The organism is Halococcus salifodinae DSM 8989 (assembly GCF_000336935.1).
Taxonomy (GTDB): domain Archaea; phylum Halobacteriota; class Halobacteria; order Halobacteriales; family Halococcaceae; genus Halococcus; species Halococcus salifodinae.
Genome location: NZ_AOME01000070.1, coordinates 187,516 through 201,160, shown reverse-complemented (window position 1 = coordinate 201,160; position 13,645 = coordinate 187,516). Strand labels below are relative to the sequence as shown.

Annotated in this window: 13 protein-coding genes; 8 read left to right on the top strand and 5 right to left on the bottom strand. The window is 66.1% G+C overall.

Features of this window, described 5'->3' with window-relative positions:
- Nucleotides 1-158 precede the first annotated feature (158 nt).
- From C450_RS13620 to C450_RS13610, 3 genes are all read left to right on the top strand, one after another.
- The gene (locus tag C450_RS13620) at nt 159-578 is read left to right on the top strand and encodes a TRAM domain-containing protein (RefSeq protein ID WP_005044408.1); all 420 of its coding nucleotides are present in this window, start codon (nt 159-161) and stop codon (nt 576-578) included.
- A gap of 331 nt (nt 579-909) precedes the next feature.
- Complete coding sequence (locus C450_RS13615; protein ID WP_005044406.1) at nt 910-1,617, top strand: hypothetical protein; 708 nt, start codon at nt 910-912, stop codon at nt 1,615-1,617.
- 71 nt (nt 1,618-1,688) lie between these two features.
- The gene (locus tag C450_RS13610) at nt 1,689-2,246 is read left to right on the top strand and encodes a GNAT family N-acetyltransferase (protein ID WP_005044405.1); all 558 of its coding nucleotides are present in this window, start codon (nt 1,689-1,691) and stop codon (nt 2,244-2,246) included.
- Nucleotide 2,247: 1 nt separating this feature from the next.
- Here C450_RS13610 and C450_RS13605 read toward each other — a convergent pair whose 3' ends face one another.
- The gene (locus C450_RS13605) at nt 2,248-4,266 is read right to left on the bottom strand and encodes an AMP-binding protein (RefSeq protein ID WP_005044403.1); all 2,019 of its coding nucleotides are present in this window, start codon (nt 4,264-4,266) and stop codon (nt 2,248-2,250) included.
- A 99-nt stretch (nt 4,267-4,365) separates the two neighbouring features.
- Between C450_RS13605 and C450_RS13600 the strand changes: the two genes are divergently transcribed.
- From C450_RS13600 to C450_RS13590, 3 genes are all read left to right on the top strand, one after another.
- Nucleotides 4,366-4,953, top strand: a complete 588-nt coding sequence (locus tag C450_RS13600) for a GNAT family N-acetyltransferase (RefSeq protein WP_005044401.1) — start codon at nt 4,366-4,368, stop codon at nt 4,951-4,953.
- 41 nt (nt 4,954-4,994) lie between these two features.
- Complete coding sequence (locus C450_RS13595; RefSeq protein WP_338035761.1) at nt 4,995-6,332, top strand: S66 family peptidase; 1,338 nt, start codon at nt 4,995-4,997, stop codon at nt 6,330-6,332.
- A gap of 195 nt (nt 6,333-6,527) precedes the next feature.
- On the top strand, nt 6,528-7,817 hold the full coding sequence (locus C450_RS13590) for an MFS transporter (RefSeq protein WP_049910247.1): 1,290 nt from the start codon (nt 6,528-6,530) through the stop codon (nt 7,815-7,817).
- Nucleotides 7,818-7,941: 124 nt separating this feature from the next.
- On the opposite strand, the gene C450_RS13585 is transcribed toward C450_RS13590, so the two are convergent.
- Nucleotides 7,942-8,577, bottom strand: a complete 636-nt coding sequence (locus C450_RS13585) for an alpha/beta hydrolase (RefSeq protein ID WP_005044394.1) — start codon at nt 8,575-8,577, stop codon at nt 7,942-7,944.
- Between the two features lie 186 nt (nt 8,578-8,763).
- Between C450_RS13585 and C450_RS13580 the strand changes: the two genes are divergently transcribed.
- On the top strand, nt 8,764-10,446 hold the full coding sequence (locus C450_RS13580) for an acyl-CoA mutase large subunit family protein (protein ID WP_005044393.1): 1,683 nt from the start codon (nt 8,764-8,766) through the stop codon (nt 10,444-10,446).
- Nucleotides 10,443-10,829: a methylmalonyl-CoA epimerase gene (mce, locus tag C450_RS13575; RefSeq protein ID WP_005044390.1), complete on the top strand. Its 387-nt coding sequence runs from the start codon at nt 10,443-10,445 to the stop codon at nt 10,827-10,829. Before C450_RS13580 ends, mce begins: the two co-directional genes overlap by 4 nt.
- Before the next feature lie 24 nt (nt 10,830-10,853).
- On the opposite strand, the gene C450_RS13570 is transcribed toward mce, so the two are convergent.
- The 3 genes from C450_RS13570 to C450_RS13560 form a co-directional block, all read right to left on the bottom strand.
- The gene (locus C450_RS13570; RefSeq protein WP_049910219.1) at nt 10,854-11,795 is read right to left on the bottom strand and encodes an alpha/beta fold hydrolase; all 942 of its coding nucleotides are present in this window, start codon (nt 11,793-11,795) and stop codon (nt 10,854-10,856) included.
- 84 nt (nt 11,796-11,879) lie between these two features.
- On the bottom strand, nt 11,880-12,551 hold the full coding sequence (locus C450_RS13565) for a hypothetical protein (protein ID WP_005044386.1): 672 nt from the start codon (nt 12,549-12,551) through the stop codon (nt 11,880-11,882).
- A 316-nt stretch (nt 12,552-12,867) separates the two neighbouring features.
- Nucleotides 12,868-13,509 (bottom strand): FAD-dependent oxidoreductase, encoded by a 642-nt coding sequence (locus C450_RS13560; protein WP_005044384.1) that lies wholly within the window; start codon nt 13,507-13,509, stop codon nt 12,868-12,870.
- Nucleotides 13,510-13,645: the final 136 nt, after the last annotated feature.

Below are 13,645 nucleotides of genomic sequence, written 5' to 3'. Positions count from 1 at the left end.
GAGCGAGAGTGGTACAGCGAGGTAATCGGTTTCGGAGATTCGATGGGCAGGAGTTGGCGGTCGTGATCGACCGTGATCGGTGACAGCCGTGCCGGACGAGCGTTCGTGCGGTAGTTCTTTACCGCTCGCCACCAACGGGCGCAAACAGAGGCCTACCGATGGAAATCTCTGACAAGCTCTTGTGTCTGTTCAACGCCGAGGTCACTGCGGAAGACGACGACACCTACACCGTCGAGGTACCGCGCCGCGAGATCGACACCGGCTCGGTCGAGGCGGGCGACGTCTACCGCGTGGCGCTCGTCTCGCGCGAGCGCACTGACGACGAATCGAGTAGTGCGGGGTCGAGCGGGTCGCACTCGGGATCAAGCCGGCCGTCCTCGGAGCCCCAGCCGCCGGTCGACATCGGCGAGATGCGCTACGTCGAGGTCGAAGACATCGGCAAGCAGGGCGACGGGATCGCACGCGTCGAGCGGGGCTACGTCATCATCGTGCCCGGTGCAGAGATCGGCGAGCGCGTCAAGGTCGAAGTCACGGAAGTCAAGTCGAACTTCGCGGTCGGCGAGATCATCGACCAGTAGCAACCTGTACCTTTTTACTGCGGGGGTTCGCGCGCCTTCGGCGCGCTCAACCCCTTGCAAAAAGCTACGCTAAAAACTCCCGCTCGCTCACGACGTTCGCTCGCGGTGAGATCACTGGCACTCTCCGCAACCGCCACCGTGACCGCCACCGCACAGCACCGCCCGAGCCCTCGCTCGTTGCACTCGCTCGCCCTCGATCCACCGAGGACCGCAGCCACACCGCGACCGCCACCGCAGCCACACCGCGACCGCCACCGCAGCCACACCGCGACCGCGGCCGCACCGCCGCCGCGGCCGGCGAGGTTTTGGGCCGTGCAACCGAATCGAGGCTATGGACACGCTGCGCGGGCTGCTCGCGCGCGATCGACGGAGCGACCACCCCGCGCTCCGCGCTCCGGACGGCTCCGACCACAGCTACGACTACCACCGACTGCTCACGAACACGTGGAAGACGGGCAACTTCCTCAGCCACCTCGGGGTCCGCCGCGGACGAACCGTCGGGATCGCCGGACGGCAGCCCGCAGCGGTGCTCACCGTCCTCGGCACGGCGTCGCTCGGCGGCATCGTGCGGTTCGATCCGCCGACATCGATCGACGCTCGTGCGGTCGTCGCCCCTGCCGAGAGGATCGACGACTTCGAACTCCCACCCGGCGGCACGCGCGTCGCCTACGACGATCCACCCGACGACCCCGGAACGGCACACTTCGAGCGCGACGTCTGGAGCGAAAACCCGACGCTCGCACCGGCAGAGGTCGCGGCCGACGACCCGGTGCTCGCCGCCGACGGATCGTCGGTTTCTCACGCCGAACTCCTCGATACAGCCGAGCGCGTCGTCGAACGTACAGGACTGACAGCCGGTGACGATGTGGTAGTGCGTGCGTCGCTCACCATCCCGGGAACCGTCGCGGCCGGCATCGTCGCACCGCTGCTTACGGGTGCGACAGTCGTGTTTCCGGCTGCTGGGACCGTCGGCGATGTCGCGATCGCGACCGAGAGTGCGCCCGAGGGAACCATCGTCGACCCAACCGCGATCCGCTGATCTCGACGACCAACCCGAATCGATGAGCAGCCACCGAAAAGCGCTATACGCTGTGCGATCGCTGTCGAATCATGCCCGGCCCACGAATCACGAGCGGCGAGCGTGTCACACTCCGAACCCTCGAATCCGAGGATCTCCCGTTCGTCCAGCGCGGTTCCGCCAATCCGGCCATCCGCTACCCGCTCGGCACGCCGCTCAGAAACCAGGAGCAGATCGAGCTCCCGACCGAGGACGATGACACCGACCAGTTCCTCGTCTGTCTCGATGGCGACGACGCCGGTCCCGGCCAGCCGGACGGGGACGACGTGGAGCGGATCGGCGTCGTGAGCGTGGCGGACGCCGACTGGCGACGCCCGGAGCTCGGCTACTGGCTCGTTCCCGAGGTCCACGGCGAGGGCCACGGCAGGGAGTCCGTCGCACTCGTCATCGACTACGTCTTCCGGACGTACGACCACCCTACCGTGGGAGCAAGAGCCTACGATTTCAACGATGCCTCCCGCGGTCTGCTGGAGTCACTCGGCTTCACGGAGGAGGGCCGCACCCGGAAGGACCGGTTCATCGACGGCGCGTACCGCGATACGTTTCAGTACGGCCTGCTCCGAGATGAGTGGGAAGAGCGGGGCGAGTAGCTTATCGTGCTTGCTCGATAGCGTCGAGCGAAGCGGGGTTCTCGATCGAGTCCATGTCGCCGAGCTCCTCGCCCTGATATATCGAGGCGATCGCCCGCCGGATGATCTTCCCCGACTGGGTTTTCGGGAACTGCTCGACGAAGAGCACCTCGCGGGGTTTGAACGGCTTGCCGAGCTCCTCGCCCACCTGATCGCGGAGCTCCTCGCGGAGCGCGTCCGACACTTCGGCGTGGTCCTCGAGGACGACGTACGCCACGACCGCCGTCCCGGTGGTGTCGTCGGGGACGCCGACCGCGGCGGCCTGGTTCGCGTCGTCGTGTTCGATGATCGCGCCCTCGACCTCGGCGGGGCCGACCTTCCGCCCGGCGACGTTCAGCGCGTCGTCGGCCCGACCGTGGAGGAACCACAATCCGTCTTCGTCCTTCTGGGCCCAGTCGCCGTGGTCCCACAGCGGCGGGTCCTCGAAGCTCGACCAGTACTCCTCGAGGTAGCGCTCGTCGCCGCTCCAGAGCGACTTCGTCATCGAGGGACACGAATCCCGCGCCACCAGAAAGCCGCGCTCGTGGTCGTCAGCCACCGATTCGCCCGCCGAATCCACGATGTCGATGTTCATTCCTAGCCCTGGGCCGCCGAGCGTACAGGGTTTGAGCGACTGGATCGGCATCGGCATCAGGAAACACCCACAGATCTCGGTCCCGCCGGAGATGTTGATGATCGGCGTGTCGCCACCTCCCACCTGGTCGTAGAACCAGAGCCACGACTCGGGGTCCCACGGCTCGCCGGTCGAGCCCAAGAGGCGGAGACTCGAGAGGTCGTGACCCTCCACCCATTCGTCTCCTTGCTTCCGAAGCGCGCGGATCGCGGTCGGCGAGATCCCGAACTGGGTGACGTCGTGGCGGTCGATCATTGCCCAGAATCGATCGGGTTCGGGGTGGTCGGGTGCGCCCTCGTACATCACCACGTTTCCCCCGAAGGCGTGGTTGCCGATCAGCGTCCACGGCCCCATCATCCAGCCGATATCCGACACCCAGAAGAAGTTGTCGTCGGGTTTCTGATCGAATCCGAAGTGGATCTCCTTCGCACACTGCATCAGAACCCCGGCATGGGTGTGGACGATCCCCTTCGGCTTGCCGGTCGTCCCCGACGAGTACAGCAGCATCGACTCCTGGGAGGCGTCGAGTTCTTTCGTCTCGTACTCGCTCGACTGCTCGCCCACCGCATCGTCCCAGTGCTCGTCGCGTGCGTCGTCCCACGGCACGTCGCTTGCGGCCCCTCCACCGTTCTCGTCGGGCGTCAGTCCCAGCCGATCGTAGACGACAGTGTGTTCGACGTGGCCCGCCTCGGCGATCGCCTCGTCGGCGGCCCCCTTCAGTCGGACCTCGCCGCCCCGGCGGTAGAACCCATCGCCGGTGAACAACACGGTGGGTTCAGCGTCTTCGATTCTGGTGGCGGTCGCATCCACGCCGAACCCCGAGAAGATCGGGACCGCGACCGCACCGATCTTGAAGCAGCCGTAGAGAATGGCGATGACCTCGGGGACCATCGGCATGTAGAGCCCGACGGTGTCACCCGTCTCGACCCCGCGCGCTTCGAGACAGTTCGCCACTCGGTTCGCCTGCTCGTGGAGCTCCGCGAACGTGACCTCCCGAACCGTGCCCGGTTCACCCTCCCAGGTGCACGCCACGTCGTCGGCGGTGTCGCCGTCGGCGTACCGATCGAGCGTGTTGTGAGCGATGTTGATCGTGCCGCCGGGATACCAGTCGGTGAACTGCGGTCCCTCGCTGTCGTCGCGAACGCTGTCGTAGCCCTCGTAGAACTCGATACCGAGATAGTCGACGAGCTCGTCCCAGAACCAGTCGACCCCCGACTCGTCGATCCCGGTGTCGCCGCAGGTCCGCGCGATCAGTTCGTCGTAGTCGTCGATCCCGTACTCCTGCATGAACGCGTGGACGTTCGTGGATTCGACGAACTCCTCGGTCGGTTCGTGAACCACCTCGTCGAACTCGCCCAGGGACTCCATACCGGAGGGGACACCGCACGACATGAAAGGAGTTTCCCCATCGTCGTTCGTTCTCGATACCCGGAAACCCTTTTACTGGCCGGCGACCCAACCGAACGTATGTACGTCCGGAACGCGAGAAACCGTGAGGAAGTCTGGCTTCTGGACCATATCGAGGCGATGAGTCTCGACGACGCCGCCTTCCGCTCCCGAGACTACGTCATCGCCGTCGACGAGGCCGGCAACAAGAAAGCGGGATTCGGCCGGATCCGTATCCACCGAACCGACGACGGCGAGTTCTGCGAACTCACCGGAATCGGGGTTCTCAACGGCTGGCGAGGGCAAGGAATCGGCGCACACGTCGTCGAGCGGCTCGTCGACCGCGCCGGCGACGAGGGGTTCGAGACCGTCTACTCGCTGACCGACGAAGCTCAGTACCTCGAACAGTTCGGCTTCGAGCGTGTCGCGACCGACGACCTTCCCGACAAGATCGCCGAACGCCTCGACGTCAAACGAGAGGGCAGCGTTCCCGAAGCCGTCCCGACGCGGGTCGATGTCGGGGCGTTCACCATGCCATCCCAGCTACGCGAGCGGTTCAAACACGCCGCCGAAGACGGAGCCGAGGACGAGGAACCCGCAGCCGAGGAGAGCCCCGAGGACTTCGGGATCGACAGCGAGAACACGACGTACAAGTACGACACCGGGTGAACGGCCGGAGCGCTTTTCGGTTCGACCGACGAGACGCGATCATGCCCTCGGAGTTCGTGGTGCCGCCCGCACTCGATCCCGGCGACAGCGTCGCGATCGTCGCGCCCTCCAGTGGGGGCGCGGCGGACGCACCGCATGTCCTCGATCTCGGTGTCGAGCGACTCCGCGAGACGTTCGATCTCGAACCCGTCGTCTATCCGACCGCCGAGAAGGGGAACGAGTACCTCGAAACACATCCCGAGGAGCGCGCTCGTGACATCCACGATGCCTTCCGTGATCCCGACGTTCGGGGGATCGTGGCGACCATCGGCGGCGACGACCAGCTCCGGGTGCTCCCTCACCTCGATGCCGGCGTGCTCCGCGACAATCCCACCAGATTCTACGGGATGAGCGACAACACGAATCTCCAGCTCTATCTCTGGAATCTCGGGATCGTCTCGTACAACGGCGGTCAACTGATGAACCAGGTCGCGACGCCTGGCCATCTCCACGAGTTTACCGAGCGCCATCTTCGCCGGGCGTTCTTCGAGGAGTCGCTCGGCGAACTCGAACCCGCCGCCGAGTGGACCGACGACGTGATCGACTGGGGCGACGACGCGTACGCCGACCACGAACCAGCGTACGAGGACGCCATCGGCTGGACGTGGCGGGGCGGCGAGGAGCGCGCCGAAGGACGGCTCTGGGGTGGCTGTCTCGCGATCGTCGAGTGGCACCTGATGACCGGGCGCTACCTGCCTGATCCAGGCGCGCTCGATGGCTGTGTGCTCGCGATCGAGACCGCCGAGGACATGCCGAGCGCCGACCGCGTGAAGTGGACTCTCATGTGCATGGGCGAACGCGGCTTGCTCGACCGGTTCGGCGCGGTGCTCGTCGGACGACCAGCCACGAGGAATCATCGTGAACGCCCCAACGATGAGGAACGCGCCGCGTACCGCGACCGCCAGCGCGAGGCGATTGCCGGCCAACTGGAGCGGTACAACCCAGATATTCCTGTGGTGTTCGATCTCGATTTCGGCCACACCAATCCACCCTCGCGCTCCCGATCGGCGGCCGAGCGGTCATCGATCCCGACGACGAACGGATCGTCGTCGGGTGAGGGGGCTGCGTCGCTGATCGTCGTCCGTTCTGGCTCTCAGAGAGAGATCCGCCGCGGTAGACTCTTCGCAGGACCCGATGAGATCATGAGCGCAGGCAGCAGCAGCAGCCCCCGTTCACGTGGAACCAGCACGCTTTTCACCAGCCGTGCGAACCGATCCGAAGAACTGTTCTATGACTCGCCGGCCCACGGTTCGCCCGGTGTTCGACCCCCTCTCGCCTCCCGCAGCCTGACGGGCCCGATAGCCGCAGCACTCGGGTTCGTTTCGCTACCACTCCGGTAGCCGCATTTCCTCTCGAACACGCACGCATATGCCGATATCCACCGAGCAGCCGGTCCAGTGCCGGCGCTCGCACGACCGCGCACCGACACGTGAATCACGACCGAACCGCCCGCGCCGATGCCCGAGACGCTGGCGTGGGAGCCGCTCGCCCGCTCCGCGTGGAGCTCTGCCGACGCTCCTCGGAGGCGGTCGCCGATGAGCGCTCTCGATCGGGGGCTGTGGCGCAACACCGACTTCCGGCGCTTCTTCGCCGGACAGTTCGTCACGAACGCCGGGGACAGCCTCTACACGGTGGCGATGCTCTGGCTGGCCTTCGAGCTGAGCGGCTCGACGCTGGTCACCGGCGCGCTGAACGCGATATTACTACTACCGTGGCTGTTGCAGGTGTTCGCCGGCCCGCTCGTCGACCGCCTGGCGCTCGAACACGTCCTCGTCGGCTCGCAGGTGATTCAGGGCACCGTCGTGCTGGCCCTGCCGCTGGCGGCGGCGACAGGACACTTAGACGTCGGCGTTCTGTTCGCCGTCGCGCCGATCCTGATGCTCGCGTCGCTGCTGATGTTCCCGATGGAGACCGCACTGTTGCCCCGTATCGTCGACGACGAGCGCCTCCCCGGTGCGAACTCGGCGCTCTCGACCGTGACGCTCGGCCTGGACATGGTGTTCGACGCGCTCGGCGGCGGCTTCGTCGCCGTGTTCGGCGCGACGACCCTGTTCCTCGCCGACTCGGCCACGTTCGCTGTCGCGGCGCTGCTGTTCGCCGGTATCAGGCTCGGCACCCCTGCGGGGGCTGACGAGCGCACCGAAGCAAGGGACGAAACGGCCCCTGAAACTGTGCGCTCGGTGCTGCGCTCGTACGTCTCGGACCTCCGGGACGGAGTCAGGGTGCTCCGCGGGACGGTGTTCGTCGAGCTGATACTGACGACTGCGGTGGCGAACTTCACGACCGGCGTCACGCTGGCGATACTGCCGGCGTTCGGCGACGGCCTCGGCGGCCCCGCCGTCTATGGCCTACTGCTGGGCGCGCTTGGGATCGGCCGGCTCGTGGGCTCGCTCGTCGGTCCGTGGTTCGAGGGCGTCCCCTACGGGAGGCTGCTCCTCGCCCACGGACTGGGTGCCTGCTGCTGGCTCGCGGCCGTCCTCGTGTCGTCGCCGGCACTCACGGTCGTCCTGTTCGGTCTCGCGTGGGTTCCCGTCGGCGTTTCGAGCGTACTTGGTTCAACGCTGAACCAGCGGGTGTTCCCGGCCGACCTGCTGGGTCGGGTTTCCGCAACGAAAGGCACCGCCTCGGGGGCGACGCTCCCATTGGGGTCGCTCATCGGTGGCGCGGTCGCCGCGGTGCTGGGAACGACGACGACGATGGCGCTGACCGCGGGCGGCTTCGGCTTCACGGCGATCTACGTCCTCCTCCGCCCGCGGCTTCGAGGACTCCCCGCCGTCAGGGCAGCCACACCGGAGGACTTCGACGTGGAGACTGCAACGGAGTAGACGATTGGGTGGTGGTCGCCTCAGTCTGGAATCGCATCATCCCGACGACGGCGATGACGGCATCTTCGTTGCTCGTGACGACCTGAACAGCCGATCGAGTGATCCGTGTTTTCACACGATCGCATCACTCCGGTAGGAACGCCAGCGTCTTCTCGATGACTCGCTCGTGGTCCCGCAGGAACGAGTGGTCCTCGTCGGGAAGGATCACGAGCTCACCCTGGGGCAACCCCTCGACGATCCGTTCCGCGTTGTCAACCGAGATGTTGTCGTCGTCACCCTGGAGGATCCGTGTGGGGACATCGACGCCGAACTCGCCGGGAGTCACCGACGGCAAGAGTTCGCGCGCCTCATCGGGAACGTTCTCGGCTCCCTCTGCGAGGACTGCGGGAGCCCACAGTATCAACCGATCGACGCCCTCCGGCAGATGCTCCAGAGCCACCCGGCCGCCGAGGCTCTTGGCGACCACGCTGACCGTCGAACAGCCGCGCGAACGCAGGAAATCGACGCCGGCTGCCAGTTCTGTGCGGAAGTCCTCGTCGGTCTTTTCCTCCAGTTCGTCGGGCGACATCCACGTCTCGAATCGGGCGACGTGGTGGCCCTTCTCGGCCGCCGCACGGGAAAAGCGGAGGAACACGTCGCCGAAGGGACCGTGTCCCGCCCCGGGCACAATCAGTACCCCACGATCCGAGGATTCTTCAGGTATGTTCAGTCGTCCCGGATACGCGCTGTCGCCGACTTCGAGCGTGACGTCTTCGGACATCGCTCGACACAGTCGGAACTATGGATACTAAAAACTTCTGGGTATTTGACATAAGGAGTTCTACAAATATAAACCTGTCGTTCTTTCCCCAGTCATACCGGCGTCCATCCGGTCACGACCGCAACGAGTTCCCGATCTCGGCCACGACGAACAACGATTAAAGTCGCGTCGGTCCCACGATCGAGTATGTTCGACCCCGACGATCTCGCCGACATCCGGTCGGCCAAAGAAGAGTGGGAAGCAGAAACGCTCGATCCCGTCCTCGATCGGTTCGGCGAGCGCAAGGACACCTTCGAGACCGACACCGCGGGCCACGAGGTCGATCGGCTCTACACCCCCGACGACGTGGGCGAGCGCGACTACCGCGAGGACGTCGGCTTCCCCGGCGAGGAGCCCTACACGCGGGGAGTCTATCCCACGATGTACCGTGGCCGGCTCTGGACGATGCGCCAGTACGCCGGAATGGGCACCGCTCGGGAGACCAACGAGCGCTTCCAGTATCTGATCGACGAGGGCCAGACGGGACTCTCGATGGCGTTCGACCTCCCGACCCAGATGGGATACGATTCGGACAACGAGATGGCCGCGGGCGAGGTCGGCAAGTCGGGCGTGGCGATCGACTCGATACACGACATGGAGACCGTCTTCGAGGGCATCCCCTTGGACGAGGTCTCGACCAGCATGACGATCAACGCGCCCGCGAGCGTCCTACTCGCGATGTACATCGCGGTCGGCGATCGTCAGGGCATCGACCGCGAGGAGCTGCGAGGCACGATCCAGAACGACGTCCTGAAGGAGTACGTCGCGCGCAACACCTACATCTATCCGCCGGAGCCCTCGATGCGAATTATTACTGATATCTTCGAGTTCTGTGCGGAGGAGGTCCCCAGCTTCAACACCATCTCGATCTCGGGCTATCACATCCGCGAGGCGGGCTCCTCGGCGGCCCAGGAGATCGCTTTCACCCTCGGCAACGGCATCGAGTACGTCGAGGCCGCCACGGAGGCTGGCCTCGCCGTCGACGATTTCGCGCCGCAGCTCTCCTTTTTCTTCGCGTCGTACAACAACGTCTTGGAGGAGGTCGCGAAGTTCCGGGCCGCGCGCCGGATGTGGGCGAAGATCATGGACGAGCGCTTCGACGCCGACGATCCCGACTCGAAACAGCTCAAGTTCCACACCCAGACCGCGGGCTCGACGCTGACCGCCCAGCAGATCGACAACAACATCGTCCGGGTAGCCTACCAGGCGCTCGCCGCCGTGCTCGGCGGGACCCAGAGCCTCCATACGAATGGGAAAGACGAGGCACTCGCACTCCCCACCGAGGAGAGCGTTCGCACAGCACTCCGGACCCAGCAGATCCTCGCCCACGAATCGGGCGCGGCCGACACCATCGACCCGCTGGCGGGGAGTTACTACATCGAGAACCTCACCGACGAACTGGAGGAGGAGGCGTTCGACATCCTCGACACCGTCGACGGGAAAGGCGGCATGCTCCAGGCCGTCGAGGACCAGTGGGTCCAGCGCGAGGTTCAAGATGTCGCCTTCGAGCGCCAACAAGAGATCGACGAGGGCGAGCGCGTGATCGTGGGCGTCAACGAGTACGAGGTCGACGAGGAGCCCGAAGTCGACATCGAGGAGGTCACCGAGGCCGATCAGCAGCGCCAGCGTGATCGGCTGCAGCATGTGCGCGACGAGCGCGACGACGCGGCCGCCGAGGACGCGCTTGCGGCGCTCCACGCAGCCGCCGAGGGCGACGACAACCTGATGCCGTATCTCGTCGATGCAGTGAAAGCCGAGGCCACCATCGGCGAGATCTGTGACACGATGCGCGACGTGTTCGGCGAGCACCAGGGCGGAGCCGCGCTATGAACGTCGATCACGCCGGCATCGCCACCGACGACGCTGACGTGCTCGCGGAGCTGTACACCGACTTGTTCGGGTTCGAGGTGGCTCACGAGGAGACGTTCGACGGGATGAACGTCGTCTTCCTCGACTGTGGCGAGAGCTACTTCGAACTCCTCGAACCGCTCGGCGGTGAGGGCGCGATCGCCAGATATCTCGATCGCAATGGGCCAGGCATCCACCACCTCGCGCTCGAAACCGACGATGTCGCGGCTGCGCTCGATCGGGCGCGAGAGCACGGTGTCGAACTCATCGACGACGAACCGCGGCCGGGCGCGTGGGGGCATAGCGTGGCCTTCCTCCACCCCGGATCGACCGGCGGCGTCCTGATCGAGTTCGTCGAACACTGACACGATCGGGCGATCGGGCGTCGGCTACGCTCCGGTGACTGCGTCGAGGATCGCCGCTTCGTTCTCCTCGACGATCGAGAGGTGGCCCTGATTCGGATAGACGTGCGCCTCGGCGGTGGGAATCCGATCAGTGTAGTGGAGCCCCATCGAGAGCGGAACGATCCGGTCGGCCTTACCGTACCAGAGATAGGTGGGCACGTCGATCGAGCCGAGATCGAACCCCCAGTCGTCGGCGAACACGGCGAGCTCCTGGGCGAGCGGGCCGTAGCCGTGACGGGTGGTCGCCTCGCGGCCGCTCTCCAGCAACGTCCAGCCGATTTCGCCACTCCAGCGCTCCGCGTCGACATCGGCGGCGGTCTCCGCGCGGGATGCGAGATACTCCTCGGGGTTCCATCGTGCGGTGCGACCGTCGGACCAGAGCGAGAGCGTCGCGAGCGGCCTGGCGTACTTCGCCGTGAGGAACGGCAGCCGGTCGTCGAGGTCCACCGATTCGAGCGGTGCGAGGCCACAGACGATGCCGGTACGCTCGGTCCGCGGGAGGCGCGCGGCGCACGCTGCCGCGTACGGACCACCGCCAGAGATTCCGAGCACCGGGAACGAGCCGAGATCGAGCGCGTCGGCGAGGTCGGCCACGTCGTCGGTCCAGTCGGCGACCGTCCGGTCCGGGAGCGGGTCAGAGACGCCGAGACCGGGGCGTTCGGGCGCGATGATACGGAGGCCGCGCTCGCGCGCCGACGCATCGAGGAGCGCACCGAACACCCGCGAGTTCGGGAACCCGTGGAAGACCACCAGCGGGTCGCCGTCGGGATCGCCGCAGTCGGCGTACCCGAGCGCCCGCCCGTCGCGACAGTCGACGGTCCTGGGGTTTGCCCGGATGTCACGAGCCACGTCGAGCATCGTCGATCCTGTCGGCGTCGCCTCGTCGGTCCCGAACAGTCCTGCGAGCGTTCCCGTGATGTCAACCATGCCGTCGGTCGTCACGCCAGTTGGATTAGTGTTCCTGCGATAAAACAGCAGCCTCAGTCCAGGTTGTCACATGCCCTCTCTACGTCATCCACCGCCAGTCGTGGTCACCGATCCGGAACCGTTGCCGTCGAACGACTGGGTTTCGGGACCCTGCCCGACGATCTCGGTCGCGCCGGTTTCGAGGGTGACGAGCATCGCCTGGCCGCCGTAGCCGTGAGTCTGGTCGTGGCCGCGGACGACGACGCGTTCCGTTCCGTCCGGCACCTCGATCGATTCCGAGCGCGTGAATCGCGTGGTGCCGTGTGGATGACGGAGTTCACGCCGGCCGAGTCGCTCCCCACCGAGGTTCTCGACCTGCCACCAGTTGGCGTAGCCATCCTCGCCGTCGTCGTCGTGATAGAGCGTCACGTCGAAGCGGTAGCCGTCGGCGGTCGACTCGACTTCGACGCCGACGACGTTCGCTTCGCGGAGGTCGAGCTGGTTGCCCGTGGTCGTCCCTGGCGTCGCCGAGTCGGTTGCCACGGTGGTAGACGCGCCGGCCCCCGCTGTGGGGCTCGTCTCGGCTGTCGTGGCGGCGTCCGTAGTGGTCCCGTCAGCAGCGGTCGAATCCGATCCCTCCGTATCCGCCGTCGCGGTCTCCTCGCTGTCGCCGCCGCCGTCACCGCCGAGACAGCCGGCGAGTGACCCGCCGATCGCAGCCGCGAGCGCGAGGTATCGTCGGCGAGTCGCCCTCGATCCGGGTCGATATCGACTCATGGTTGACACTCGGGCGCGTACGCCATCTATTCGTCGGCTACTCACTCCCCCAACCAACAGGCGGGGTAGCGATCGCGGTGCGGGCCTGGCGTCCTGCGTTCGCGGCGCGAATGCAGGGCTCAGGAGAGCGAAGCTCTCCTGGCGGATCGAGGGCGAGGCCCGTGGGGCCGAGGGCTCGGGCGGTGCTGTGCGGTTGCGGGGAGGATAGAAATCTCACCGCGAGCGAACAAAGTGAGCGAGCGGGAGTTTTTGATAAACGTTTTTGCAAGGGGTTGAGCGCGAGCGGAGCGAGCGCGATCACCCGCAGTAAAAACGTTTAGCCGAAGTTCTCGATCTTCGCCCTGTCGGGGTCGCCGCCGGCGGCTGCGAGCGCGTCGGTTGCGGCGTCGAGGAAATCAGCGAACCCGTAGACGAACACCTGTTCGTTCTCGTCACCGGCGAGTGCGTCCACCGTCGGATCGGTCAGATCGGCGTCCGAACCGACGACGTGGACGGTTGCGCCAGCGTCGTGGAGCGCGTCGAGGCGGTCCTCGTGGACGGGATCGTCGTCGCGATAGACCACCGCGGTCTCGCCGCCGTCGTCGAGCGTGCGCTCGGCGATCCCGATCGCGGGCCCGACTCCCGGACCGCCCGCGAGGACGGTGGTCCGAGGTTCGTCCTCGTAGTGGGCGCTGCCGAACGGCCCCGCCATCGTCACCGAATCGCCGGCGTCGAGCTCCGCGAGGTAGGGGGCGACCTCGCCGTCGGGATCGACACCGACGGTGACCTCGAACGTGTCCGCCACTGAGGACGAAGAGAGCGTGTAAAACCGCGAGCGTTGCTCGCCATCGACATCGAGCGAGAGCTTGACGAACTGGCCGGGCCGGGCGTCGAACCCGTCGGGGGTTTCGAGATCGAGCGCGATGGTTTCCGGTCCGACCGCCCGGTTGTCGCGCACGCGCGTTCGTGTCGCTTTCATGCCGACGCTGGGCGTGGCCCGGCCAAAGGGACTTCGATACACCCGTCGGGAGGATCGGTATCGGTGATCGTGACGGGGTGATTCGGGCGGCAGCGAATCCTGAGAACCGAAAACACGATCGTACTCGTCGGTGATG